The sequence below is a fragment of the Salegentibacter sp. Hel_I_6 genome, from assembly GCF_000745315.1.
Classification (GTDB): Bacteria; Bacteroidota; Bacteroidia; order Flavobacteriales; family Flavobacteriaceae; genus Salegentibacter.
Map to the genome: position 1 here is coordinate 250283 of NZ_JQNQ01000001.1, position 24852 is coordinate 275134.

The following is a 24852-nucleotide window of genomic DNA, read 5'->3' on the forward strand; positions in this document are numbered from 1 at the left end:
CAGCACAAGGAAAGTTACAGCCCCGCTTAAATTTTAGATACTTCGACAACTTAAAAGTCGCAGGCCGCTTAACAGCTAATCTACCGCCCCTTTTTCTGGAGGTTTTCGATTTAGAAACCATTTTTCACCTAAAAATATGAGCAACATAGAACCAAATGCTATCCAAATTAGGGTGGGATCACGTTCTATTTTAATATAAACGAAGGAACCCAAAACTACCACATCCAGAATTATTGCGCTTATTACGATCCCAGCTTTGGCTTCTATGTCCTTTCTCATTTTGGTAAGCACTCCCCAATGAATAATAATATCCATCACCAAATAATATATTGCGCCAAGGGAGGCTATCCTGGAAAGGTCGAAAAAGATAGTAAGCACAATGGCAATTACTATAATATACACCAGCATATGCTTTTGTATACTCCCTTTCATACCAAAGTGACTGTGAGGTATCAACTTCATGTCGGTTAACATAGCAGTCATTCTTGAAACTGCAAAAACACTGGCAATTACTCCAGAAATAGTGGCGATAATAGCAATAGCCACGGTAAACCATAAACCAAATTGACCAAATAATGGCCTGGAAGCTTCAGCTAGACTATAATCTTTGGCCTCAATGATTTCAGGAATATTTAGATTGGAAATAACCCCCCAGGAAACCAGTAAATAGGTCACCCCGCAGATCAATAAAGATATAACTATGGTCCTGCTCACGTTTTTGTGTGGATTCACAATTTCACCACCACTATTGGTTATAGTAGTAAAACCCTTATAGGCAAGGATAGATAAAGCCAGTGCTCCAAGGTACTCCATTACCCCCCTTTCCCCGCCGGTACCTCCTGAAGGCACCAAATCTGACACTACAAAACCCGAGGCATAGATAGCCCCTCCGGCAAAGATCAATAATCCACCGGTTTTGAGGACCGCCATGGCAAGGGAGGATTTCCCTATTACCTTATTGCCCGAAATATTAATTACAAAGGCTAAAATGAGTAGGCCCACCCCTAAAACAGGAATGAGATAACTGTCTTTTGGCGCATCGAACAATTGCAACGTATAACTACCAAAGGTTCTGGCCACCAGACTTTCATTAATAATCATAGAGAACGTCATCAGCAAAGCTGCAAAAGCAGTTACAATACCTTTTCCATAAGCTTTCTCCAAATACATGGCGATACCTCCTGCAGATGGATACGCATTGGACATTTTGGTATAAGAATAAGCACTAAATCCTGATATAATTCCACCCACAATAAAAGCTATTGGAAAATACTCACCAGAAAGTTCTGCCACTTGACCAAGAAGCGCAAAGATCCCTGCACCAATCATAACATTGGTTCCCATGGATATTGCACCCACCAGGCTTAGACTGTTTTCTTTATAATTTCCCATATTGTTTAGAATCGTAATGATAATCCGCCTCCAGCGCCAAAACGGTTGTCATAGCTTCCCATCAAGGAAAAATTCTTGGATAAAAAATATTCAATACCTGTACTCCAGGTAACCTCTTTTTTGAAATTATCTCCTTGAGGCAGTTCATCTACCCACCCAAAATCTGCCTGGTACTCGTACACTCCGAACAATATTGTTCGCGGAAAAATACTGATCGCACGGCTCAGGCTAATTTGCGGGCGCAATTTGCTGTCCATTCGCACATCCAACGTAAATAAGTAAGGAGTGAGATATCGTACACCTGCTATTGCTGTTGTTGTTATCTCATCGAGGCTATCCTCCATTCCGTTTTCGACATTTATACCGCCAAAAACAGTCAAATAATCATAAAGGTATCTATCATAAGCAGCTTCTACCTCCATATTTTTGTTCCAACCATATTCCCCCCGGAAACTAAACTGATTTCGGATATTAGACGATATCAGGTTCAATGTGGTCATATGCGATGCCGCATCTATCATTCCATAGGAATAATACTGATCGGTCTCATCCAGAAGCTTGGAGACCGGATATTCTTCTAGCCTTGGATCCCTAGGGGTGTCATAGCTGACAATGCGTGCCATACCGCTTACTAAATGGTAAAGAATATGGCAATGGAAAAACCAATCGCCGTATTCATTGCCATAGAATTCAATGGTCACTTTTTGCATTGGCGGTACATTGACCGTGTGTTTTAGAGGGGAATATTCCCCATTTTCATTGATGACCCTAAAGAAATGGCCGTGAAGGTGCATGGGGTGGTGCATCATAGTCAGGTTGTTGAAGGTAATCCTGGTCACCTCGTCTCCCTTGATTTTTATTTTATCTGCCTCAGATAAAGGGACACCGTTCATACTCCAGATATAGCGTTGCATATTCCCGGTAAGGTTCAGTAGGATTTCGGTTACGGGCACATCGGGATCATAGCTGGTCTTCTCTGGCGACTTCAGGTAGTCATAGTTGTATTGCGAAAACATAGCCATTCCCTGCATGCCATCTGCTTCGTCCATTACTTCCCGTCCGGCAGTCGGGTTCGTCTTGTTCATATCCTCCATTTCAGAGGCCTCATTCATTTTGGAATCCTTTTCCGTATCCATCCCGACCATATTGGAACGGTCCATCTGCATTGAATCCTTTTTCATATCCATTTGCATTCCGTCCATTTTATCCTTCTTCATTTCCATATTTTTCATATTGGACTTGTCCATATTCATCATATCCATTTCCTTCATTCCTTCCATCTGCAAATTATTGTCCATTTGCATCCCCCATTTCTCTTTCATCTCGTATCGCTCGTCTTTACCTGGTCGAAATTTTAAAGCGGGTGCGCCCATTTTCATTTTCATTTTAGCCATTTGCTGCATCATCCCGATTTTATCCGGTTTGGTAACGTCAGGGGCGGCAACGATAGGGCCTTGACCTAAGTAGGCAGTTGCGGTACCGGAGCCATCCTGTGCCATTATTTTAAATTCCAGTTTGCCATTCTCCGGTATGGTCACGATAAAATCGTAGGTTTCTGCAACGGCAATAAAAGTCTTGTTCTTCTTAACAGGAACAACATCTTTACCATCTGCAGAGACAAGCAAAGGGTCTGGGCCGCCAAAGGCCATCCAAAATGAAGTGGAGGCGGAACCATCAATAATACGCATCCTCACTTTTTCACCTGGTTTAAAATCTGGGTATTCAATTTTATCCTCGCCATTAATTAAGAAGGCAGGATAATAAATATCAGCAATATCCGCGCTTTCCATACGTTGCCTCCAAAAATCGAACTGTGCGCCCAGTGCCCCCCTGGCAATAACCTGGTTGAGCGGTGTGGCCGTTCCTTTTCTTATGTTGTACCATTCGGTGCCCCGTTTTAAAAACCGCATTACATCCCTGGGCTTTTCATTGGTCCAGTCAGACAATACCAAAACCTGCTCTTTATCATACTCCAATGTTTTTTCTTTCGGTTGTATGACGATGGGACCAAAAACACCACTCTGTTCCTGCAACATCGTATGGGAATGGTACCAATAGGTACCATTTTGCTTTATTGCAAATTCATATTTTAAGGTTTTGCCGGGTTCTATAGGTGGGGTAGAAAGGTAGGGTACACCATCATAAAAATTGGGCAGCAGCATACCGTGCCAGTGAATGGAAGACTCTACGCTCATTTCATTCTTCACATAAATTATGGCATATTCCCCTTCATTAAAATCTAATGTGGGCCCGGGGATCTGACCGTTTACGGTCATACCCATAACCGGCTTGCCAGCCTTGTTGACCTGTTCTTCCCGCAAGGTCAACGTGTATTCCCGCACAGGCAGATCGTCAACGTTTCCTTCTACGGATGCCTCTAATTCTTCCTGGCTGTAACCCGAAAAACCTAAAAATATCAGTAGGATTAGAAAGTAATTTTTCAATATCATAGTTTGTTATTTTATTTGTTTACGTTCTCTAAACGATAAATAATCTTCTTCATTTGGGCAATTTCGCGTTTCTGTGCTTCAATGATCTCCTCGGCTAGTTTCTTGGTTTCAGGATCTTTAATATCTGCCCTTTTACTGGTTAATATCGCTATAGAGTGATGAGGAATCATTGCCTTCATATATAAAACGTCGCCAATAATAGGTCGTTGTGCTCGTACTAAACCTAAAGCAGAGACAAACAGCACCAGGCTACCCACGTAAATTGCTATATTCTTCTTCTTATTTTTATACATTTTCAACATCAACGACAACATAATTACCGCCATTGCCGCTATCCCCAAACAGGTCATATAAAAACGGGTCAAGCTGAAATAAACATGATCAAATTCGTAGGTATTCAGGTACATGGTAATGTACATGGCTATAAAAGATAACCCGAGCATTAGAAAAAATCTACCGTAATTGCTACCACCAGTTTTATGGTGGTTTTTTGCTTCTGAATTCATTATTTTTTGGTTTTGGTTAGGTTGGTTTTTACTTTTTAATTGTCTTTTTTACGGAACCACAATTGGGCATTTTATCACCGAAATATGGATTGTTTATTTCTTCGATATCGGCATACCAGTATGCGCCCTCGTTATTGAAAGCCATAGGACAGAACTTTTTATAGATCGTACCGCCAGAAAGTGCATTTTCAAACATAGGCCCTGCTTTTTCTGTGAATGATGCGAATAATTCCCTTTGTTTTTCCAGCTCGCTGGTTTCAGATAATTGTTGTGCAATAGCTTTCAGTTCTGCTCTTTCTTCTGAAAAAGAGGCTACCATACTTTGAGACGCATCCTGTACCTGGTCTGCATCAGCATTGGTTAATGCTATTTTTATTTCCAGGTAATTATGCCAGATTTTTCCCGTCATTCCATCTATAAAATCCTGATCGGCAATATCTGCTGTTTTCTCTTCGGCTTTTTTAACCTCTTCAGGGGTGTTTATTTCAACCGATTGCTTCCCTTTGTTATCTACACAGGAAAATAGGGCAATAGCTAGTAAGAGAACAACACCAAAATTTAAAATTTTACTTTTCATTTTTTTCTGGTTTTAAATTTGATTTTTAAAATTAATGGTAAGAAAAAGGATTTATTGTCATAATTTGGTTAAACATCTATAAAATTTGGTCTAAAGAATTTCTAAAATTGTTATTAAGTTTTTTATATTGAGATAAATTCATCCCTGTTTCTGCTTTAAATTGCCTGGAAAGATAATTTACATTAGTATAATCCAATAGCTGACTAATCTGGGTAAAATTATATTGTTTGGACTGAATGAGCTCTTTTACTTTTTCAATTTTCAGCTTTATAAAATACTTTTCTACCGTTATGTTTTCGGTATAGGAAAAAATTCGACTCAAGCGCGAATAATCAGTTTCGGTTTCTTTGGATAAGTAGCTGGATAAAGTCCCCGTTTTTTGCAGGGGAAGGTTTTCCAAAAGCCGTATAAGACTTTGTTTTACCTTCTCGACTAAAATTTTATCGGATCCCTCCAATATTTCAAAACCATTTTCATCGAGGACCTTTTCTAACTTTTTAGAATCACGAGCTATATTTTTGCTTTTATAAACTACCCGGCCTAGTTCTACTTTTGTTACTTCCACCCCGGCTTCAAGTAACTCGTTTTTAATTACTTTTATACACCGGTTACAGACCATATTTTTAACAAAGACTTCTACCATGATAATTTTTTGGTAATGTTTTTTAAAAATTTATTTTTTATCATACCCTAAGCATTTATTTAAGCTACCACGCCCATGTTTTTCCCAGTAGTCTAACAATATTTCATTTTTTGGTTTTTGTGCCTGTCAAGGGAAGAGGCTTTATAAACTAATTAAATTTAAGAATACCCTTCCCTCACAGGACTTTAACATCATACTCTCAAAAGAAAAAGATTAACTAACCAATCAATGAAAAAATTCCTTTCCTTTTTTGGGATATGATATTGTTTATTTTAAAAATCCCCTATAAACTATTTTTAAGCTGGGTCATATATTGTATCATTTCTGTTTTTTCTTCTTTGGAAAGTTTCGCATCCCCATGAATAAAAGTGTAGGAGTCCAGTGGCATTTCATCATCTTCAATCTGACTGATGATTGACCGGAGTTTGCTGTTTTTTCTTCGGTCGGAATATTCACCCCATTCATTAAAATTCAATTCATCTTTTCCTTCTTTTATATGATCCTCTAAAAACCAGGCAGCTGGTTGTATTTTATTGTACCAAGGGTATGCTGTATTGTTGCTATGGCAATCATAACAGGAAACCTTTAATTTATCCTGTACGTCTTTCGGGACATTGTTCACCAGCATAAAATCTGATTTTGGCACCACTTCACTTTGGTTGCGATTGGTGGGCACAAACTGGATGCCCACCAACACAACTAAAAAAACCAGTGCAATGATTTTGATTGTCTTCATTTAGTTAATTTCTCTTTGCACCTCTCCGCAATCCATCATTTTACTTCCATAATAGGGATTTTTGATTTCTTTGGTTACACTCAACCACTGTGCACCTTTGTTATTATTGTACATCGGGCAATAAGCTTGGTACAACTTTTGGCTGGTTCCGACAATGTCAATCAAGTCTATCATGTCCTTGCTCAAAATGTCGAAATGTTCCCGCTGGTGGCCTATGGGGCTTTCCGCAATGTGTTCGGCATGCTCAGTGGCGTCTTCTATGATATCTTGCAGTTCTTGTTGGTCGTTCTGTTCGTAGTTTTCCGTTTTAAAGGTCTTTAACTGTCCCACCATTTTTTCCCCGGCTTTGGCCGCGGCCTCCTGATCGTCATTTACCAAGGCATTTTTAAGCTCCAAGTATGTGGTCAGGCTGGCATCGGTTTGGGCAGCATTGCTGCTTTCCATCCTGTTTTCTTCCATCGGGACAGCGCGCTCGGTCGCCGCGTCTTCAATAGTTGTATTGCTGTTTTTCTCGTTGTTCTTGCAAGAAGTGCTTATTACGGCAAATGCCATAGCCATCACTCCCAAACTTACTTTTACTGTTTTCATTTTTCTTGTTTTTAAAAGGTTGATATTTCTGTTACTGCAATTAATTAAATTTTCCGGATGCCATAAAACACAGCCCGGAACTTAGTATTTTACTTGGTTGTTCGACCGGAAACAAAAAAAGCACTTACCGGCTTTCCTTTTCCCCAGTCCTTATTTTTATACGCTGTTCCACGTCGCTTACATAGATGAGCCCGTCCCCGCTTTTGCCAGTACGGGCACTTACTTTTATAATATTTACAATTTTATCTACATCCTCTTTTTCGCACACTATCTCCATTTTAATGACTTTGCTGTGCATAAATGGAAAATTCAAACTGGGGGAAGCGGTTTTGGAATCAGTGTAATCTCCAACCCCCTCGCCTTGAAATACGGTAAAACAACAAAAGTTTTCTTCCCGCAGATTCATGGTCACTTCACTAAGTCTTTCGGGTCTGATAAAGGCTTTGATCTCATTCATATCTTCTAAATTTAAGTTGAAATAAGTTTTGTTATGCTTAGCTCTTTTTTGTGTAAGCTGTGTAATTCGCTTCTGAATTAAAATAGCCAACCCGGCCATTCGCGTCAAGCAGTACAATAAAGGCTTCGGTTTTATCCACTCTTTCCCCTGTTTGGGGATCGGTGGCCATCCTTGCAGATTCTTCGTTGTTCAAGGTGCCCACGCACATCTCGCAGCAACCATAATAGGTTTTCCCGTTTACCGGAACCGGGATTTGCGGTTTGGCCATATAGGCATCGTTTACCATACATACCAGGTCATTAGGCAACTTGTCTCCTATCTGAAAATCTAAAGAAAAGGTTTGTTTATTGGCGGTACTTGTACTAATTTCTGTAGCCAGTTTGTCTTGCTTTTTTTGTTTTTGCTGCTCCCCAGAGGAGTTACAAGCACCAAAAACCACGGCCAGAAGAAATACCGCTGTTAGAACTTTGAATGTATTTTTCATTTCATTCTAATTTTGTGCCTGCAAAATGGATAGACCTATAAAAAAGAGTCTATCCATACCTTGCAGGACTTTATTAATTGATAGTTTCTTTTACACTACCACATTTCAGCATTTTTTGGCCCATATATGGGTTCTTGATCGCCTTTTCATTGGAAAGCCAATAGCCGCCTTTATTAGAGTTTGCCATAGGGCAATATTCCAGGTAAATTTCACCTTTGGCAAGCTTCCCATTTTTAACCAGTTTCAACATTGCATCGCTAAGAGCATTAAAATTGTCACGTTGGTCTTCCAGAGAAGTGGCACCGGCCATTTGCGAAGCTTCTTTGCGAGCCGTCTCAGCATTTTCCACTTTTGCCAAAGTTTTCTCGAGTTTCATCGAATGCTTGGCGGCCTTTGCATCATTGGAAGCCACTAAAGCGTCCTTTACCAATAGGTAATGTTCATAAGCAGCGCCCAGATCTTTGTCTTTGAACTTAGGCGACATTTGCATTTCTTCACCATGACCAGCCATATTGTCGTGGTCGTGTTGTGCATAAACTCCCATGCTTAACAAAGTTAGAAGGAGCATCATCATTGTTCTTTTCATCTTAATAGGTTTTAAAGGTTATAAAAATTTGTTCTTCCCTGCTTTAGTTTATAGTTTCCACGATTTCGCCGCAGGTTAACATTGCGCTACCGTAATAAGGGTTTTTGATCTCTTCTGAACGGCTGAGCCAGTAGGCTCCCGCATTGTCATCTGCCATAGGGCAAAATTGCTTATAAACGGTCTGTCCCACTCCAAAAAGTTGCATCGCTTTGCTCAAATGGGCAGACAGGTGTTTAAAATGATCCCGCTGAGTAGAAATATCTTCACTCTCCGTTATTTTTTCCGCAGCACCAATTACTTCTTTTGAAATCAGCATCCAGTGGTCGTGAGCTTCACGATCCTCTAAAAGACTCATATCTATCTTGTTCATTGCTTCCAGTACTTTATTTGCAGTTGCTTGGGCGGTTTTGGCCTCATCTTCCACCAGGGCGTTTTTCAACTTCAAATATTGATCAAAAACGCCATTTAGCTGGTTGGTGAACTCTTCAGGTACCACGATGCGTTCCTGCATTTCGGTATGGTCAACGTTGCCGGTTCCTGCCGTTTCCATATTGGCATTACCCTCGCTACCTGCCATGTCCATACCGGCGTGGCCCTCGTGACCGGTAGATGTCTTGCCTCCGTCCTTGTTCATCATAGACTTTTTGCCCTGGAGTTGTGCGGCAGCATCTACGGTAAAGGCACCGTTTACCACAATGCGCTCTCCGGTACTCAAGCCATCTGTAACCGCATAATTACCACCCGCTGCGGCACCCAGGCTCACTTCCCTCATTTCAAAGACAGGCCTGTCTGGATTGGGTTGTACGTAAACCAGCGAACGTTCCCCGGTCCACATCACGGCCGATTTTGGCACTGTAATAAGCTGGGGTTCTTCAATATCTGCATTTTTTTTCTTGGCCGGTGCCACTTTTCCACGCACGAACATTCCGGGTTTTAGACGACCTTCCTTATTGGGCAGGACTGCACGTACAGTTACCGTACGGGTGGCAGTATTAAGCAGTGGTTCAATAAAAGTAATGGGCACTTCATATTCTTTTCCCGGCAAGGCATTGGCAGTCACGCTAATCTGTTGCCCTTCTTCAAGCTGGGCAATCTGGTTTTCATAAGCATCAAATTGTGCCCATACAATACTAAGGTTGGCAATCTCATAAAGGGACTGGCCCTGCTCTACATAATCACCTTCTTCCACCAGTTTTTCGGTCACCGTACCTGAAACCGTAGCATAAATAGGGAAATATTCTTTAACTTCCCCAGAAGCTTCAATTTCTTCAATTTGCTTGTCGCTGAGTTTCCATAATTTCAATTTTCGGCGTACAGATTCGTATAACCGGGACTGAGAGTCCTTCATCCCCGCAGCGGTAAGCAATTCCTGCTGGGCAGAGACCAGCTCTGGGGAATAAATAGTGGCCAACACCTGCCCGCGGCGTACTTCCTCCCCGGTGTAATTTATATAAAGTTTTTCTATCCTGCCGCCAAAATAAGAAGCCTGCACACTTTTCACCTCTTCGTTCTCCACGATCTTCCCGGAGAGCACCAGGTCGTGATCCCCTAAGAGGCTATCGCCGATCTCCACGGTGTGGATATTGGCCAGAGCCAGGGCGGTTTCAGACATTTCTATTTGTTGCGGCCCAACCTCGCCGCCGCCACTCTCGGCAGGGATAAGGTCCATCCCGCAAATGGGGCAATCGCCCGGTTCGGGCTGCATAATCTGCGGGTGCATAGAGCAGGTCCACAGCTGGTTTTCCTCCTCGTGATTGTGTTCTTCTGTAGTGGCTGTTTCGACATTTTTTTCAGACGAATTGCCACCAAAGAACAGATAGCCAAGGAGCAATCCTGCTAACACTAATCCGGTGTAAATGATATATTTCTTCATCGTTTTTGTTTTAATTTATTCTGAATTATTCACTTAAATAATTAATGTTCGCACTGGCTTGGTAATAGTTTTTTACCGCTTCTATCAGGTTCAGCTCAAAATTTAGCTGTAACTCCTGTACGTCCAGCACATCATTGAAATCTATGGTACCGGTTTCGTAATTCCGCCTGAGGATTTCTTCGGCATCATTGGCTTGCTCGATGTTGAGCAACTGGGTACGGTAGCTTATGCGTGCCTCTGCCCTATTGCTCACCGCGGCTTCCAGGCGCGACACCAATTCGTTGTGCCGGTTCTCCCGTTGTGCATTTAGCTCACGTTGCTTCAGTTCATTTTGCCGCGTAACCGATTTGTATTTATTACCGAAAATTGGAACCGTTATAGAGACCATCGGCATCAGGATATCTTTCCCACTATCCGGGGCTTCCATCGCAGTGGCTTCGCCTACCGAAACGTAATCCAGGCCAAATCCCAGATCGGGCAGGGCTTCCTTTCGGTTCATTTTTTCTGCTTCCCCTACCGATTCATACAGCTTGTCAAAACGCAACAACTCCGGGTGCACCTGTGGAACTTCTGGCAACTGTACCGGGTCTTCCTGTGGCACCGCCAGAGAATCGTAAACTTCTACCGCGGCACCGGGCCTGGTATTGAGCAAGGCATTGAAAGTAGCTTGTTCAGCTTTAAATTCTTCATCGAAGTTTTCAAAACGTTCCCGTAGCTGGTTTTGCCGCATTTGCAGGCGAAGCACATCTACCGATGAAGCTTGGTTCACTTCAAGGGAAGTAAGTGCAAGCTGCTCATAGGCTTCCAGCAGGTCTATATTTTCCTCCAATACGCGTTGCTTTGCCCTAATGGCATAAAGCCTGTAATAATTTTCGGCCACATTTAGCAGCAGTTGCCTCTGGGCCGTGGCGATTTCCACATATTGTGCATCGGCAAGGCTTGATGCATAATTCTCTCTTGCCGTAATAGTCCCAAACCACGGAATCATTTGCTGTACCGATAGTTTGTACTGCTGCGGGCCTGTTCGGGTCTCCGGTTCGCTGGCAAAATAGCCTACGCTGAACTGGGTTTCCGGGAGCACCCCCACTTCTTCCACCTTTTCTTTTGCCGTCTCATAGCGCAGTTCAAAGGCCTGTATGTCCGGGTTGTTTTCCAAAGCCTCGGTAAGATAAGGCTGTAGCTGCTGGGCTGTTCCTGTAAGAAAAAAGAAAAGAGAGACAAGCACCGTCAGCATTCCGCTTCTTCTATTCAATTTTATTATTAAAATATCTTTTGATTTCATAGTAAAAAGCTTTCTTCTAATTTCTATTTTCTATTCTCTTGTCATTATTCGCCGTCTCCAGGGTTTTTAAACCGGCCTCTTTTCTCCAACTAAACAACACCGGCACTACAAACAATGTGATTAGTGCTATAGACATACCTCCAACCGCGGGGATGGCCATAGGGATCATAATATCGCTGCCACGCCCCGAAGACGTCAGTACGGGCAGGAGTGCCAGGATTGTTGTAGCCGTGGTCATCAAGGCGGGGCGAACACGCTTGGACCCTGCTTCCACTACTGATTTACGGATTTCCTTTCGGCTCTTGGGCTCGTTCCGGTCAAAAGTTTGGGTAAGGTAGGTACCCATTACAACGCCATCATCAGTAGCGATACCAAAGAGGGCGATAAAGCCTACCCATACCGCCACACTCAGGTTTATGGTTTTTATCTGAAACATATGCCGAAGGTTTTCGCCAAAAAAGTCGAAATTCAGGAACCAACCCTGGCCATAGAGCCAAATGAGGATAAACCCACCGGAAAATGCCACCAGGATGCCGCTAAAGATCATCAATGAGGTCGAAACCTTTTTGAACTGGAAATACAGGATCAAAAAGATGATCATCAGTGCCAGTGGCACCACAACACTCAGCGTTTTTTCAGCGCGAATCTGGTTTTCGTAAGTCCCCGTGAATTTATAGCTGAGGCCTTTGGGCACGCTAAGCTCCCCGTTATTGATTTTATCCTGAATAAGGGCCTGGGCATTTTCTACTACATCCACTTCGGCAAAACCATCGAGTTTATCGAAAAGCACATAGCCAATAAGGAAGGTATCTTCACTCTTTATTATCTGCGGCCCCTGCTCGTAACGGATATCTACCAACTCATCTAACGGCACCGGCGAGCCGCCCTCAACCGGAACATAGATATTGCCCATATCTTCCGGGCTGTCCCGCAATTCCCTTGGGTAGCGCACGCGTACACCGTAGCGTTCGCGTCCTTCCACCGTTTGACTTAGGCGTTTTCCTCCCACAGCAACCTCCAAAAGTTGCTGAACTTCTTCTATGCTAATACCATAACGAGCCAAACGTTCACGCTTGATATCAAGAAGCAGGTAAGGTTTTCCAACAATACGGTCGGCAAAAACGGCTTCGTCTTTTACACCTTCCACTTGCTTTAACAGGTCTTCCAGTTGGAGTCCAAAATCTTCTATTTGTCGAAGGTTTTGCCCCTGCACTTTGATTCCCATAGGTGCGCGCATCCCCGTTTGAAGCATTACCAGCCGTGTCTCGATGGGCTGGAGCTTGGGCGCCGAGGTTACCCCCGGCAGCTTGGTGGCGGCGGTGATCTCGTTCCAGATATCATCTGGCGACTCTATTTCGGGGCGCCAGTTACGGTAATATTCCCCGTCATCATCTGGAATGAGCTGTTTGTTTTTTACGCGGTGGAATTCCACGATTTCGCTGTCATTATAACTGCCAGCTGCATCTTCGTCCACCTCTAAACTTGGGTTTATTGCCAATTTGCCATTTTTTAACATAAATAAACCGTCTTCATTTACCTGGTAGCGCTGGCGTTCGCCGTGTTCATTCAGCATATATTCAGGTTTGTATTGGATTGTATTTTCATACATGGATATAGGTGCAGGGTCCAGGGCAGACTCTGTACGACCTGCCTTGCCCACTACCGTCTCAATTTCCGGGATAGCGGCCACGGCCATATCCAGCTGCTGCAAGACCCGCTTGTTCTCCTCTACACCTGCATGGGGCAGCGAAGTGGGCATCAACAAGAAGGAGCCTTCATTGAGTGAGGGCATAAATTCCTGCCCAATGTTGCGCATAATCATAAAACCGAGAATAACCAAAACGGTGGGCACCGACAAGAACAACAACTTATTGCGCAAGGCCCAATTGAGGATGCGGGTATAAAATTTTTGGAACAGGGCAAAAACACCCAGCAAACCAAAGGATATAATCCCTACCACAATAAAATTCCAGAAAACACTTTTTTCCAGACCCAACGGACGCCAATACTCGGCTAAAAGTAGCACTATGGCGAAAGCCGAAATAGCTATATTGATAACATTTGATCTTTTGGAACTAATTTTCTTTTTAAGAAGCAGTATTCCGGTTACGCCAAAAGCAATTAGGACAATACCGATGAAATATCCAAAAACAATAGCGGTAAGCCCTGCAATTATCAGAATCCCCTGTATTACCCAGCCCGCGGAAGTACGCCGGGTCCGTTTCTTAAAGAAAGATGCGGCAAATGGCGGAATAAGGAAAAGCGCAACCACTAGGGAAGCCACCAGTGCCATGGTCTTGGTAAATGCCAGTGGGCGGAACAGTTTCCCCTCTGCCCCCACCATAGTAAAGACGGGAAGGAAACTGATAATGGTGGTAAGCACGGCCGTCATAATTGCCCCGGAAACCTCGGCAGTGGCATTGTACACGATTTCATTCGTGGTCAAATATTTCCGTTCTTTGTCCTGATCGAGATGCCGGATGATATTTTCAGATAAGATCACGCCCACATCCACCATGGTCCCAATAGCAATGGCAATACCGGAAAGGGCCACGATATTGGCATCGACATTAAAGAACTTCATCGAGATAAAGACCATTAAAACCGCTACTGGCAATAAACCGGAAATGAGGATGGAGGCCCGTAGGTTAAAAACCATAACGATAATTACGAGTACCGTAATCAGGATTTCCAATGTAAGGGCTTCATTAAGCGTGCCCAGGGTTTCCTGAATCAGTTGCGTACGATCGTAAAATGGAACAATAGTTACCTGCGACTCGCGACCATCTTCCAGCACCTTGGTGGGCAGGCCGGGGCTAAGTTCATTTATTTTATCCTTTACATTATTGATTACTTCCAGCGGATTTGCGCCATAACGAGCCACAACCACTCCGCCAACCACCTCGGCACCTTCTTTGTCCAGGATACCACGGCGGGTTTCCGGACCCAGGTTTACTTTGGCAATGTCGCTTATTTTGATACTGGTAAATTCTTCTGAAGTTACCACGGCATTTTCAATATCTTCTATTTCCTGAACGTAGCCCAGCCCACGTACCAAATATTCGGCCTGATTTATTTCCAAGGTTTGTGCACCAATATCACGGTTGGTTTCCTTTACGGCCTTTACCACCTGTGCCAGGGAAATATCGTATTGACGCATCAGTTCGGGATCCACATCTACCTGATATTCCTGCACATAGCCACCTATGGATGCAACTTCGGAAACCCCGCTGGCACCGGAAAGTCCATATTTCACATAATAATCCTGAATGCTTCGCAGTTCGTGCAAATCCCAGCCCCCGGTAACATTGCCATCTTTGTCACGTCCTTCTAAGGTGTACCAAAAAACCTGGCCCAGCCCGGTAGCATCGGGACCCAGGGCAGGGTTTACACCTTCGGGAAGCAGGTTTGCCGGCAGGGAATTGAGTTTTTCCAAAATCCGGCTACGGCTCCAGTAGAACTCAATATCCTCTTCAAAAATGATATAAATACTGGAAAACCCAAACATAGAGGAACTCCGGATGGTTTTCACACCGGGAATTCCCAGGAGCGAAGTAGTAAGGGGATAGGTAATCTGGTCTTCTATATCCTGGGGGGATTTCCCCTCCCATTTGGTAAAGACAATTTGTTGATTCTCGCCAATATCGGGGATGGCATCTACCGCCACGGGATCGCGCGGAATTAAACCGGTTTCCCAATTAAAAGGGGCATTTACCACGCCCCAGCCTACAAAAAGGACTAGGAGGATAATTGCTACTAGTTTGTTTTCTATAAGAAATTTTATGCCTTTATTTAGCATCTTTATTGATAATTAAACAGTTATACATTGAATAACTTTCTGATAATATCAGAAAATTAAACACAACAAAGTAAGCCCAAGATGGAAGTAACCATAGAGCAAATCTTTCCGATAATTATCGGAAACTGTTTAAAATCAAATTAAATAAGTTTCGTGTAGTTTTTGTACGTTCCTTACAAGATAAGGAGGTGTATAATCTCTAAATGGAACAATGTTCTTATCCAGTCCATCAAAAAGATTAATATAAGTATAAAAGAAAGTAGCAACAAAGGCTTGATGCTCAAAGCTTAAATTGGTGTAAGATGTTTTTAAATCATCTTGACCGTCATTCACTATTTGTGCATCTGAACAGCAAGATTTTTCCGAAAAACCTGCTTCACAACTTTTTTGGGATGATTGATTTTCCATTCCACAGGTTTGAGCATTATGAAATAAAGCAAAATCAACCAAAGAATCTCCACAATAATGCATATCTACAGTAAACGACATAGTGGTAACAAATACCAAGCTCGCTAAGGCTACAGATAATATTTTATGGAAAAATGATTTCATAAGACTGCAAATATATATAATATATATAAAACAACGAAATATAAAAACATTAATAATTCTTTTCGTTATGTTAAACTTTTACTTCCTATACTATTTTCGACAAAAAGAGAATCAAATTTCTAAAAATATGATAAATATCATATTACCGTCGTCTTTTTTTGCAGTATCTTCGGTTAAATAAGGTGTTAAAAAACACATTACTAAAAATTATATTAAAAATATAGTTAACATTTGTTATTTTTTTTATATTCGTATTATGCAAAGCTTTAATAAAATAATAGCTGTTTCATTGGTACTTGCAGTAATGTTTGCTTCATCGTCTTTTACTGTGAATATGCATTTCTGCTGTGATAAACTCGTGGATATGGCGGTTTTAAATAAAGCTCAGGTTTGTGATAATGCGGTGAAGGCTCAGACCAATCCTTCAAAAAAATGTTCGTTCGAAAAAAAAGGTTGCTGTGCTAATAAATCTATAGTTAAAGAAAGTGGCGATAACTTTCAAAAAGCTTCATTTGAGATGGAAAATCATAAACTGATTTTCCTACACACATTTTTTTACACTTACGTAAATCTATTCGAAGGGTTGGAACAAAATATAATCCCTTTTAGGGATTATGACCCACCCCTCATACCGAAAGATTTTCAAGTACTCCACGAGGTATATTTAATTTGATTTCATCCTAAGTAGGTTCTTTTTCAAACAACCTACCTTATATGTTGGCCTGTACTACGCAAAGGCTAACAACTGGTGCGCTCTATCCTGAGCATACCACACTTTCAACTATTTGAAAAACAGAAATTTATAATCTATTAGAATAAATACCATTCTAAGAATAAATAATTAATACTATGGATTTACAGAAAGAATTCTGGATAAAGAATATGGTATGTAGCCGTTGTCTAAAAGTAATAACGCAAGAACTGGAAGAGATGGGAATAACCGTACTCTCTTTGGAATTAGGTAAACTATTGGTTGAATCTTCAAAAAACACCAACACGGAGGTTACGTATAAAGTTACCAAAGTACTTCATTCCAATGATTTTGAAATAGTACAAAGTGAAGGGGAAATGCTGGTTGAAAAAGTAAAAATGATTCTAATCCAACTGCTTACTCAGTTACCACTTCATTTGAAAACAAATACTTCAGAACATTTGTCTTCAACGCTCAACAGGGATTATAAAATACTGAGCAGGCTGTTTTCTAAAAATGAAAACACCACCATTGAAAAATACTTTATAAAACTGAAAATTGAAAAAGTAAAAGAACTTATTCAATTAAAACAATATTCTTTTTCAGATGTGGCATATATGCTGGATTATAGTAGCATTAACCATTTATCAAGACAGTTTAAAGAGATTGTGGGAATGAGTATGAGCGACTATAAAAACACAGAAAAATGGAAACGAAATTTCTATGATGAAATTATATAAATAACAACGAAAGTTATGCAGATGAAGTAGCATAAAAACAGATAGCTTTCGTGTTAATTATAATATTAAAAACCCTAAAGCCCGAACTCCCTAAGGCTTGTGTTGATAATCCCCCAATTACAACATAAGCCAGTTCAGGTCTTAAAAAGGCGAGGAATAAACATTAATTAAAATAAAAAACAATGAAAAATCACTGGTTATGGATGGTCCTCGGTTGTGGACTGCCGCTTTTACTCATCTTTTTAGCACCATCTATTGGAATTGGTGGTGGCACCTGGCTTTTTGCATTTATTATAATAATGTTCGCAGTACACTTGTTAATGCCCATGCGGCACGGGAGCCATACGCACGGATTGTCCAATGAGAACTTAAAAAAGAAGGATAAAAAAAAAGAAGGACAACATCACTAAAATTTATGTTATGAAACGAAAATTTCAAATTAATGGTATTAGTTGCGGCGGCTGCATTAGCAGGGTCAAAAAGACATTGGAAGAACATCCAAAGATTGAAAAGGCAGAAATTTTTCTGGCACCAAAAGGAGCTACAATCATCACTATGAAGGAAACGCTTTCAGTAGATGAATTACAAAAACAACTCAGCAACCTTGAGGGTTACACAATTGAAAAACTATAAAAGTAACTTAAAATCAAAAATTATGTTTTTTCACGACGGAAGTTTCGGAGGTATGCACCTGATATGGTGGATTATTTGGATGGCGTTTATCATTTGGATTTTCTTTATCCCAACTGATATCCCATACCAAAAACCAAAAAAAGAAAAGCCATTGGACATCCTAAAAAACAGGTTTGCCAAGGGCGAAATTTCAAAGGAGGAATTTGAAGAATCCAAAAAATTATTAAAATCAGATAACCAATCTTAAAACATATAAATTATGTATCGATTAAATGTAAAAAAATTCGGTTTTGCCCTCGGTCTAACAGTATCCTTAATTTATTTGGGCTGTATGATCGTGATGGCTACAGCAGGACAGGAAGGAACGATTATATTTTTCAACAGCCTTTTACACGGTCTGGACACCAGTAATATTATAAGAATGGACGTGCCACTATTAGAAGCATTTTTTGGTATTGTGCAAAGCTTCATTTTAGGCTGGTTGATTGGAGCGTGTATTGCGGCATTTTATAATGCCCAAATAAAAAACAGATGATTTTGCATTAAATAGGATTGTTTAATCGAAAGTTTAGATAAGGCCCTCTTGAATTTAGAACATAATTATATCAAAGATTCATAAACCGCTAAAAATGATAAACAGTAATACTTATAAAAATATTAAGATCATTTTGACTCATTTATTTATTGGGGCAGGTATTTTTTATTTCCTGGTACACCCTTTTACAATGGTAATCTACTGGTTTGAGTTCAGTGATACGCCCTTCTCTTTCCCCTTGTTTCAGCAAGTCTTAGAAGAACGTTTTTTGGAATCTTTCAGTTTCAATATGCGGGGCATGGGCGGACTCTTAACTTTATTGGGAGGATTCTTGGGGATAGTTTCAGGTTTATTCTGGATAAACCTGAAAAAGAAAAATGAAATTATTGGCACACAACAGCGGCTGCTTGTTCGTGATATTGAAGAATTAATCCAGGCCGGTGAAAATGAACGGGTGGAATTCAAATCTTCCATACGCTATGATTATTACCGTAAAACAACCAATCGGGAACTGGAGTTGGTCATTGCCAAAACCATTGTGGGCTTTATGAATGCCAAGGGTGGAAAACTTATAATTGGTGTTGATGACGACGGAAATGTTCTGGGATTGGAAAAAGATTATAAAACTCTAAAGCATAAAAACATGGATGGGTATGAACGTGCGGTGTTCAGGATTATCTCTACACAATTGGGTCACGAGGCTTGTTTCAGCAACCATATTTCGTTCTACAGTATTGATGAGAAAGATGTGTGCGTGGTGGATATCGAACCTTCCAACGAACCGGTTTATGTGAGTGATGAAGGAAACACCACTTTTTATGTACGCACAGGAAATGCTACGTATCCACTATCGGTAAAAGAAACAGTGGATTATTTAAAAACCAAAAAGCTTAAGCTTATGCAATACAACTAGTTTATAAGAGAGGTTGGAAATGAAATATCCAAAATGATTCGATTACTAAATTCTTTGGCTTGACATGTAAATCTAATTCGGACAGAATTAGTGGAATTAAACCCGAAATCAGAGATTAAAAAGACGAAAAAAATGAAAATACTATTGGCCATAGATGGTTCAGATTTTAGTAAAGTAGCCATTCACGAACTTATAAAAATGACCCTATCCTCAAATAGTGAAATTCATATTATAAATGTTTATGAAGTTCCGAAAACAACCGGCCTGGGATTGCATACTATGGGCGGCAGGATAGGAAATTACATAGAAGAAATTAGAAGTAACGCTCAAAAATTGGGAAACAAAATCGTTTCAGAAGCTTTCGATAAAATCAAGGCCGAAAACAAGGCACTTACCATAACCACAAGTGTTGTTAGTGGCCTGCCCAAAAGTACTATTTATGAAAAAGCAGAAAATTGGGGTGCAGATTTAATTGTAGTAGGCTCTCAGGGTCACGGTGCTTTTTCTCGCTTAGTATTGGGCTCAGTATCCCAATATTTAACCACAAATGCCAAATGTTCAGTACTGATTGCAAGAGATAGAAATAAAAAATGAAAGAAAAGCAAACACATAGCATTACGTTGGAATCCACCTGTAAGATAACAGATGAGATATGTCTTCCCGATACTAAATTACCTCGTGTGGTTATCGTTGGTGGAGGATTTGCAGGTTTGGCATTGGTTGAGAAACTGAAACACAAAGAAGTTCAAGTGGTTTTACTCGATAAAAATAACTTCCATCAATTTCAACCTTTATTATATCAAGTGGCAACGAGTGCCCTGGAGCCTGACAGTATTGTATTTCCATTCAGAAAACAAATCAATGGCTATAAAAATGTTTTCTTTCGTTTGGCTGAAGTTGAGGAAATTCAACCTGATTCAAATACTATATTGACCAATAAGGGAAGTGTTTCTTATGACTATTTAGTGTTGGCTACTGGCACGACCACCAATTTCTTTGGGATGGATTCTGTGGCCGAAAATAGTTTGGGGATGAAGGATATTCGCGATTCCCTCAACATCCGTCATATGATGTTGCAAAATTTGGAACAGGCAGCTATTACTTGTGATGATAAAGAACGCGACGCGCTGACAAATTTTGTAATTGTAGGTGGTGGTCCAGCAGGCGTAGAAATGGCAGGAGCATTGGCTGAATTCTGTAAATATATTCTACCCAAAGATTATCCAGAGTATCCTGCTTCCATTATGAACATTTATTTAATAGAAGCCATTGATGAGTTGTTAAGTACAATGTCTGATAAAGCATCTTCGAAAACCCTCAAATATTTAGAGGATTTAAATGTAAAAGTATTATTAAATGAAGCTGTAAGCAATTATGATGGAAAGGAAGTCACTACCAAAAGTGATAAGACCATATTGGCTAAAAACCTTATCTGGACGGCTGGCGTAAAAGGACAATTCCCAAATGGTATTGATGGAAAACACGTAGTCAGAGGCAACCGTATTAAAACCAATGCCAATTTAAAAGTAGAAGGCTACGAAAATATTTTTGCCATAGGTGATATCGCAGCACTCATTTCCAAAGAAACCCCAAAAGGACATCCACAAGTAGCACAGACCGCTATTCAACAAGGTAAATACCTGGGCGATTCGATATTAAATATCATAAATAACAAATCCATAAAACCTTTCAAATATAAAGATAAAGGTTCCTTAGCAACCGTAGGTAAACGCAAGGCAGTTGCCGATTTGGGCAAATTTAAATTTGCAGGCTATTTCGCCTGGTTGCTGTGGTCCGTTGTTCACTTGATGTCCATAAGTGGATTTAGAAATAGATTGATGGTTGGTTTTAATTGGGCGGTAAGTTATTTCACTTATGAAAAGAGCAACCGCCTGATTATTAGAAACTTTAAACCGAAATCTTCGGTTAAAAACAGAACAAAATAATTTTGAAATGAAAAACACCACAGATAAAAATAATAAGCTTTCCCTAATAGGTTCCATATCTCTTGGTACAGGCGTAATGATTGGTGCTGGCATATTTGTCCTTATGGGGCAAATAGCAGAGTTGGTGGGTGATCTATTTCCCATTGCATTTATTGCAGGTGCTGTTGTGGTGGGTTTTAGCTCATATTCCTATGTCAAGTTTTCAAATGCTTTTCCATCGTCTGGAGGTGTGGTTAAATTCCTTAACAAATCCTATGGACCTGGAACAACAACAGGGTTTTATTCTTTGCTGATGTACGTATCAATGGTAGTTTCCGAAAGTCTGGTGGCGGGCACTTTTGGAGCATATACGTTGAGACTATTTCCCGAGTCCTATGCAGGTTATGCCTCTACCCTGGGTGTTGGGCTAATTGTTGTTGCTTATATAGTGAACATCCTGGGCAATAAGGTTATTGGTGCCACCGCGACATTTACCGCTATTATAAAGGTAGTGGGAATAGCAATTTTAGCTATTGCCGGCCTTGCAATTTCAGGTTTTGCCGATATTACGGGAAACTATATTCCCAAAAATACTGAGACATTACCACAAGGCTTCGGATTTGTGGCCGCTTTGGCGTTATCTATCCTTGCTTATAAAGGCTTTACCACTATCACGAACCAAGGAGCCGATATTAAAAACCCGCATAAAAATCTTGGTAGGTCTATCGTGTTTTCCATACTTATCTGCACACTGATATATGTAGCCTTGGCATTAGCTGTTGCGGGAGGTTTAAGCATTCCTGAAATAATCGAAGCTAAAGATTATGCCCTTGCAGCCGCCGCAAAACCTGTTTTTGGGGAATGGGGTTCCTGGATTACCATTGGCATTGCCATTATTGCCACGGTTTCTGGGGTCATTGCCAGTATCTTTTCCTCTTCACGCTTGTTGGCAATGCTCAGCAATATGAAACAGGTGCCTTCTTTAACCAAACTTGGTAGCTTAAAAAATCCAGCACTAGTATTCACGTCTTCCCTCGCCATTTTACTGACCGTGCTTTTCGATTTGACAAGGATAGCATCCATTGGGGCTATTTTTTACCTTATTATGGATATCGCTATCCATTGGGGGCTGTTCCGTCACCTTAAAAACAAAGTGGTTTTTCAGCCTATCATCCCATTAATAGCCATCGTATTGGACATTGCGGTATTGGCAGCTTTTCTTTATATAAAATATCTGAACGATCCTTTGGTGCTTATCGTAGCAGCGATTGGGATTGTTCTAATACTTGTGGCGGAACGCCTTTTTATGATTTCACATACAGACGATGAAGGTAATATGCCGATGGGAATGAAGAATACAAGTGACAAAAACAAAAAAACATAATTAATTAAAAACAATTTATATGAAAAATGTAGCAGTTATAGGTTACGGAGTCATTGGAAAAAGGGTGGCAGATGCCATCAACTTACAAAACGATATGAAGCTTTCGGGAGTATGTGATATCATCAGCGATTGGCGTATTCAAAATGCCGTAAGAAAGAATTACAACATATACGCAGCAACTCAAGATGCAGCTGATAATATGAAATCTGAAGGGATTTCTGTTAAAGGCAATATGCAGGAACTTTTAAAGAAATCAGACCTTGTAGTGGACTGTACGCCTAAAAAGATTGCTGCTCAAAATGTAGCGATTTATAAAGAACAGAATATAAAATTTATTTTGCACGGTGGCGAAAAACACGAAACCACAGGGCATTCCTTTAGTGCAGAAAATAATTACAAATCCGCTCTAAACTTGAATGCGACAAGAGTAGTTTCTTGTAATACTACGTCTATTTTAAGAACCTTGACCGCTTTAAAAAGAGCCGATTTATTGGATTATGCCAGAGGTACACTTTTAAGAAGAGCTACAGACCCTTGGGAAAGTCATTTAGGTGGTATTATGAATACGATGGTTCCCGAAAAAGATATCCCAAGCCATCAAGGTCCAGATGCTAAAAGTGTTGACCCAGAACTGGATGTCATCACCGCAGCGGTAAAAGTACCCGAAACATTGAGCCATATGCACTACTGGAATGTGAAATTGAAAAAGCAGGCGACAAAGGAAGAAGTGCTAAATGCTTTCAAAACTTCAAGTCGTATTAAATTAATTCAATATGACCAAGGTCTGGTTTCTAACAATACCATTAAGGAAATGTTCTTGGATATGGGAAGACCTTGGGGCGATATGTATGAAGTTGCGCTGTGGGAAGATATGCTCAAAGTACAGGGAGATGAACTTTTTTATGCCTATGTAGTCGATAACCAAGCCATTGTAATCCCGGAAACAATCGATGCTATTAGGGCATTAACTGGAATTGAAACAGATGGTACAAAATCCATAGCCAAAACAAATGAAAGTTTAGGAATCCATTAAATACTATCAAAATGAAAACAGACAAGAATATAGTAGAACTTTTAGGAGAAAAAGCAGACTTCTATTTAGAACACGTTTGTGAAAAAATAACAAAGGATGAATTGCAAGTGCCAAGCAAAAATAGTTTAGAAAAAGTATTTGGCAATAGCAACAGAAATTCACAGGTACTTCGTAGCCTTTCCCAATTATACAATCACGGAAATCTGGCAGGAACTGGTTATTTAAGTATCCTTCCTGTTGACCAAGGTATTGAGCATAGCGCGGCCTTTTCATTCTATAAAAACCCAGATTATTTCGACCCAGAGAACATTATAAAACTCGCCCTTGAGGCCGGTTGTAATGGGGTGGCTTCCACGTTTGGGGTTTTGGGTTTGAATGCCCGAAAATATGCCCATAAAATCCCTTTTATCGTTAAGATTAACCACAATGAACTGCTTACCTACCCGAACAAATATGACCAAACACTCTTTGGTAAGGTAAAAACCGCTTGGGATATGGGAGCAATTGCCGTAGGAGCTACGATTTATTTTGGTTCAGCGGAAAGTAACAGACAACTCAAAGAAATAGCAGAGGCTTTTGAAGAAGCTCATAATCTTGGTATGGCTACCATTTTATGGTGCTATACACGAAATGAAGCTTTTAAAACCGAAAAAGAAGATTACCACGCGGCTGCCGATGTTACTGGGCAGGCCAATCATTTGGGCGTAACTATTCAAGCGGATATCATCAAACAAAAATTACCAACCAATAATTTCGGGTTTAAAGAAATAGGATTTGGAAAATATGATGATGAAATGTATAAAACGTTGACGACAGACCATCCCATTGACCTTTGTCGATTACAGGTAGCAAATTGTTATATGGGTAAAATAGGACTGATAAATTCTGGCGGTGGTTCTAAAGGGAAGTCCGATTTAGTTGATGCTATAACTACTGCCGTCATCAATAAAAGGGCTGGTGGCTCTGGGCTGATAATGGGAAGAAAAGCATTTCAAAAGCCTTTTAGCGAAGGCGTGAAAGTATTACAATCTGTTCAGGAAGTTTATTTGGACGATAAAATTAGTATAGCATAA

General features: G+C 40.6%; 26 protein-coding genes. 12 read left to right on the forward strand and 14 right to left on the reverse strand.

Annotated features, from left to right (window positions below):
- Window positions 1-75: 75 nt before the first annotated feature.
- The 14 genes from FG27_RS01135 to FG27_RS01200 all read right to left on the reverse strand — a co-directional run bounded on the left by FG27_RS01135 (window position 76) and on the right by FG27_RS01200 (window position 15925).
- Window positions 76-1392 carry an APC family permease gene (locus FG27_RS01135; RefSeq protein ID WP_037314422.1) on the reverse strand — a complete coding sequence of 439 codons (1317 nt, stop codon included), beginning with the start codon at window positions 1390-1392 and terminating at the stop codon, window positions 76-78.
- Window positions 1393-1397: 5 nt separating this feature from the next.
- Window positions 1398-3842, reverse strand: coding sequence for a multicopper oxidase domain-containing protein (locus tag FG27_RS01140; RefSeq protein ID WP_037314424.1), 2445 nt, complete (start codon window positions 3840-3842; stop codon window positions 1398-1400).
- Window positions 3843-3853: 11 nt separating this feature from the next.
- Complete coding sequence (locus tag FG27_RS01145) at window positions 3854-4348, reverse strand: DUF305 domain-containing protein (RefSeq protein WP_037314426.1); 495 nt, start codon at window positions 4346-4348, stop codon at window positions 3854-3856.
- A 28-nt stretch (window positions 4349-4376) separates the two neighbouring features.
- Window positions 4377-4925, reverse strand: a complete 549-nt coding sequence (locus FG27_RS01150) for a DUF3347 domain-containing protein (RefSeq protein ID WP_051935723.1) — start codon at window positions 4923-4925, stop codon at window positions 4377-4379.
- Window positions 4926-5001: 76 nt separating this feature from the next.
- Complete coding sequence (locus FG27_RS01155) at window positions 5002-5544, reverse strand: AraC family transcriptional regulator (protein ID WP_081912647.1); 543 nt, start codon at window positions 5542-5544, stop codon at window positions 5002-5004.
- A 307-nt stretch (window positions 5545-5851) separates the two neighbouring features.
- Window positions 5852-6304: a heme-binding domain-containing protein gene (locus FG27_RS01160; RefSeq protein ID WP_034892144.1), complete on the reverse strand. Its 453-nt coding sequence runs from the start codon at window positions 6302-6304 to the stop codon at window positions 5852-5854.
- Window positions 6305-6892 carry a DUF3347 domain-containing protein gene (locus FG27_RS01165; RefSeq protein WP_034894378.1) on the reverse strand — a complete coding sequence of 196 codons (588 nt, stop codon included), beginning with the start codon at window positions 6890-6892 and terminating at the stop codon, window positions 6305-6307.
- A gap of 124 nt (window positions 6893-7016) precedes the next feature.
- Window positions 7017-7349 carry a P-II family nitrogen regulator gene (locus FG27_RS01170; RefSeq protein ID WP_037314433.1) on the reverse strand — a complete coding sequence of 111 codons (333 nt, stop codon included), beginning with the start codon at window positions 7347-7349 and terminating at the stop codon, window positions 7017-7019.
- Between the two features lie 37 nt (window positions 7350-7386).
- A complete protein-coding gene (locus tag FG27_RS19185) occupies window positions 7387-7833 on the reverse strand; it encodes a hypothetical protein (protein ID WP_037314436.1) in 447 nt (148 codons plus the stop codon).
- A 73-nt stretch (window positions 7834-7906) separates the two neighbouring features.
- Complete coding sequence (locus FG27_RS01180; protein ID WP_034892138.1) at window positions 7907-8419, reverse strand: DUF3347 domain-containing protein; 513 nt, start codon at window positions 8417-8419, stop codon at window positions 7907-7909.
- A gap of 43 nt (window positions 8420-8462) precedes the next feature.
- Window positions 8463-10292, reverse strand: coding sequence for an efflux RND transporter periplasmic adaptor subunit (locus tag FG27_RS01185; RefSeq protein WP_037314438.1), 1830 nt, complete (start codon window positions 10290-10292; stop codon window positions 8463-8465).
- Window positions 10293-10317: 25 nt separating this feature from the next.
- On the reverse strand, window positions 10318-11526 hold the full coding sequence (locus FG27_RS01190; RefSeq protein ID WP_037321882.1) for a TolC family protein: 1209 nt from the start codon (window positions 11524-11526) through the stop codon (window positions 10318-10320).
- 64 nt (window positions 11527-11590) lie between these two features.
- A complete protein-coding gene (locus FG27_RS01195; protein WP_051935724.1) occupies window positions 11591-15373 on the reverse strand; it encodes an efflux RND transporter permease subunit in 3783 nt (1260 codons plus the stop codon).
- A 135-nt stretch (window positions 15374-15508) separates the two neighbouring features.
- Window positions 15509-15925, reverse strand: coding sequence for a hypothetical protein (locus tag FG27_RS01200; RefSeq protein ID WP_037314440.1), 417 nt, complete (start codon window positions 15923-15925; stop codon window positions 15509-15511).
- Between the two features lie 256 nt (window positions 15926-16181).
- Here FG27_RS01200 and FG27_RS01205 point away from each other — a divergent pair, with 256 nt between their 5' ends.
- The 12 genes from FG27_RS01205 (at window position 16182) to FG27_RS01260 (ending at window position 24852) form a co-directional block, all read left to right on the forward strand.
- Entirely contained in the window at window positions 16182-16598 is a 417-nt protein-coding gene (locus tag FG27_RS01205) for a hypothetical protein (protein WP_027884435.1), read from the forward strand.
- 176 nt (window positions 16599-16774) lie between these two features.
- Window positions 16775-17356 (forward strand): AraC family transcriptional regulator, encoded by a 582-nt coding sequence (locus tag FG27_RS01210; RefSeq protein ID WP_037314444.1) that lies wholly within the window; start codon window positions 16775-16777, stop codon window positions 17354-17356.
- Window positions 17357-17538: 182 nt separating this feature from the next.
- A complete protein-coding gene (locus FG27_RS01215; RefSeq protein ID WP_034892122.1) occupies window positions 17539-17766 on the forward strand; it encodes a hypothetical protein in 228 nt (75 codons plus the stop codon).
- A 10-nt stretch (window positions 17767-17776) separates the two neighbouring features.
- Window positions 17777-17989, forward strand: coding sequence for a heavy-metal-associated domain-containing protein (locus tag FG27_RS01220; protein ID WP_027884438.1), 213 nt, complete (start codon window positions 17777-17779; stop codon window positions 17987-17989).
- Between the two features lie 22 nt (window positions 17990-18011).
- Window positions 18012-18236, forward strand: coding sequence for an SHOCT domain-containing protein (locus tag FG27_RS01225; RefSeq protein ID WP_027884439.1), 225 nt, complete (start codon window positions 18012-18014; stop codon window positions 18234-18236).
- A 12-nt stretch (window positions 18237-18248) separates the two neighbouring features.
- Complete coding sequence (locus FG27_RS01230) at window positions 18249-18524, forward strand: DUF5676 family membrane protein (RefSeq protein ID WP_027884440.1); 276 nt, start codon at window positions 18249-18251, stop codon at window positions 18522-18524.
- A gap of 94 nt (window positions 18525-18618) precedes the next feature.
- The gene (locus FG27_RS01235; protein WP_037314446.1) at window positions 18619-19437 is read left to right on the forward strand and encodes a helix-turn-helix domain-containing protein; all 819 of its coding nucleotides are present in this window, start codon (window positions 18619-18621) and stop codon (window positions 19435-19437) included.
- A 132-nt stretch (window positions 19438-19569) separates the two neighbouring features.
- On the forward strand, window positions 19570-20031 hold the full coding sequence (locus tag FG27_RS01240; RefSeq protein WP_037321886.1) for a universal stress protein: 462 nt from the start codon (window positions 19570-19572) through the stop codon (window positions 20029-20031).
- Window positions 20028-21383 carry an NAD(P)/FAD-dependent oxidoreductase gene (locus tag FG27_RS01245; RefSeq protein WP_037314448.1) on the forward strand — a complete coding sequence of 452 codons (1356 nt, stop codon included), beginning with the start codon at window positions 20028-20030 and terminating at the stop codon, window positions 21381-21383. Before FG27_RS01240 ends, FG27_RS01245 begins: the two co-directional genes overlap by 4 nt.
- Window positions 21384-21390: 7 nt before the next feature.
- Window positions 21391-22746, forward strand: coding sequence for an APC family permease (locus FG27_RS01250; protein ID WP_037314450.1), 1356 nt, complete (start codon window positions 21391-21393; stop codon window positions 22744-22746).
- A gap of 19 nt (window positions 22747-22765) precedes the next feature.
- A complete protein-coding gene (locus tag FG27_RS01255) occupies window positions 22766-23779 on the forward strand; it encodes a type II glyceraldehyde-3-phosphate dehydrogenase (protein WP_037314452.1) in 1014 nt (337 codons plus the stop codon).
- Window positions 23780-23790: 11 nt separating this feature from the next.
- Window positions 23791-24852 carry a class I fructose-bisphosphate aldolase gene (locus tag FG27_RS01260; protein ID WP_037314454.1) on the forward strand — a complete coding sequence of 354 codons (1062 nt, stop codon included), beginning with the start codon at window positions 23791-23793 and terminating at the stop codon, window positions 24850-24852.

Excerpts from the sequence above, each read along its gene's own strand:
- FG27_RS01135 (WP_037314422.1), bottom strand. The coding sequence starts at position 1,392 with ATGGGAAATTATAAAGAAAACAGTCTAAGCCTGGTGGGTGCAATATCC.
- FG27_RS01140 (WP_037314424.1), bottom strand. The coding sequence starts at position 3,842 with ATGATATTGAAAAATTACTTTCTAATCCTACTGATATTTTTAGGTTTT.
- FG27_RS01145 (WP_037314426.1), bottom strand. The coding sequence starts at position 4,348 with ATGAATTCAGAAGCAAAAAACCACCATAAAACTGGTGGTAGCAATTAC.
- FG27_RS01150 (WP_051935723.1), bottom strand. The coding sequence starts at position 4,925 with ATGAAAAGTAAAATTTTAAATTTTGGTGTTGTTCTCTTACTAGCTATT.
- FG27_RS01155 (WP_081912647.1), bottom strand. The coding sequence starts at position 5,544 with ATGGTCTGTAACCGGTGTATAAAAGTAATTAAAAACGAGTTACTTGAA.
- FG27_RS01160 (WP_034892144.1), bottom strand. The coding sequence starts at position 6,304 with ATGAAGACAATCAAAATCATTGCACTGGTTTTTTTAGTTGTGTTGGTG.
- FG27_RS01165 (WP_034894378.1), bottom strand. The coding sequence starts at position 6,892 with ATGAAAACAGTAAAAGTAAGTTTGGGAGTGATGGCTATGGCATTTGCC.
- FG27_RS01170 (WP_037314433.1), bottom strand. The coding sequence starts at position 7,349 with ATGAATGAGATCAAAGCCTTTATCAGACCCGAAAGACTTAGTGAAGTG.
- FG27_RS19185 (WP_037314436.1), bottom strand. The coding sequence starts at position 7,833 with ATGAAAAATACATTCAAAGTTCTAACAGCGGTATTTCTTCTGGCCGTG.
- FG27_RS01180 (WP_034892138.1), bottom strand. The coding sequence starts at position 8,419 with ATGAAAAGAACAATGATGATGCTCCTTCTAACTTTGTTAAGCATGGGA.
- FG27_RS01185 (WP_037314438.1), bottom strand. The coding sequence starts at position 10,292 with ATGAAGAAATATATCATTTACACCGGATTAGTGTTAGCAGGATTGCTC.
- FG27_RS01190 (WP_037321882.1), bottom strand. The coding sequence starts at position 11,526 with ATGCTGACGGTGCTTGTCTCTCTTTTCTTTTTTCTTACAGGAACAGCC.
- FG27_RS01195 (WP_051935724.1), bottom strand. The coding sequence starts at position 15,373 with ATGCTAAATAAAGGCATAAAATTTCTTATAGAAAACAAACTAGTAGCA.
- FG27_RS01200 (WP_037314440.1), bottom strand. The coding sequence starts at position 15,925 with ATGAAATCATTTTTCCATAAAATATTATCTGTAGCCTTAGCGAGCTTG.
- FG27_RS01205 (WP_027884435.1), top strand. The coding sequence starts at position 16,182 with ATGCAAAGCTTTAATAAAATAATAGCTGTTTCATTGGTACTTGCAGTA.
- FG27_RS01210 (WP_037314444.1), top strand. The coding sequence starts at position 16,775 with ATGGATTTACAGAAAGAATTCTGGATAAAGAATATGGTATGTAGCCGT.
- FG27_RS01215 (WP_034892122.1), top strand. The coding sequence starts at position 17,539 with ATGAAAAATCACTGGTTATGGATGGTCCTCGGTTGTGGACTGCCGCTT.
- FG27_RS01220 (WP_027884438.1), top strand. The coding sequence starts at position 17,777 with ATGAAACGAAAATTTCAAATTAATGGTATTAGTTGCGGCGGCTGCATT.
- FG27_RS01225 (WP_027884439.1), top strand. The coding sequence starts at position 18,012 with ATGTTTTTTCACGACGGAAGTTTCGGAGGTATGCACCTGATATGGTGG.
- FG27_RS01230 (WP_027884440.1), top strand. The coding sequence starts at position 18,249 with ATGTATCGATTAAATGTAAAAAAATTCGGTTTTGCCCTCGGTCTAACA.
- FG27_RS01235 (WP_037314446.1), top strand. The coding sequence starts at position 18,619 with ATGATAAACAGTAATACTTATAAAAATATTAAGATCATTTTGACTCAT.
- FG27_RS01240 (WP_037321886.1), top strand. The coding sequence starts at position 19,570 with ATGAAAATACTATTGGCCATAGATGGTTCAGATTTTAGTAAAGTAGCC.
- FG27_RS01245 (WP_037314448.1), top strand. The coding sequence starts at position 20,028 with ATGAAAGAAAAGCAAACACATAGCATTACGTTGGAATCCACCTGTAAG.
- FG27_RS01250 (WP_037314450.1), top strand. The coding sequence starts at position 21,391 with ATGAAAAACACCACAGATAAAAATAATAAGCTTTCCCTAATAGGTTCC.
- FG27_RS01255 (WP_037314452.1), top strand. The coding sequence starts at position 22,766 with ATGAAAAATGTAGCAGTTATAGGTTACGGAGTCATTGGAAAAAGGGTG.
- FG27_RS01260 (WP_037314454.1), top strand. The coding sequence starts at position 23,791 with ATGAAAACAGACAAGAATATAGTAGAACTTTTAGGAGAAAAAGCAGAC.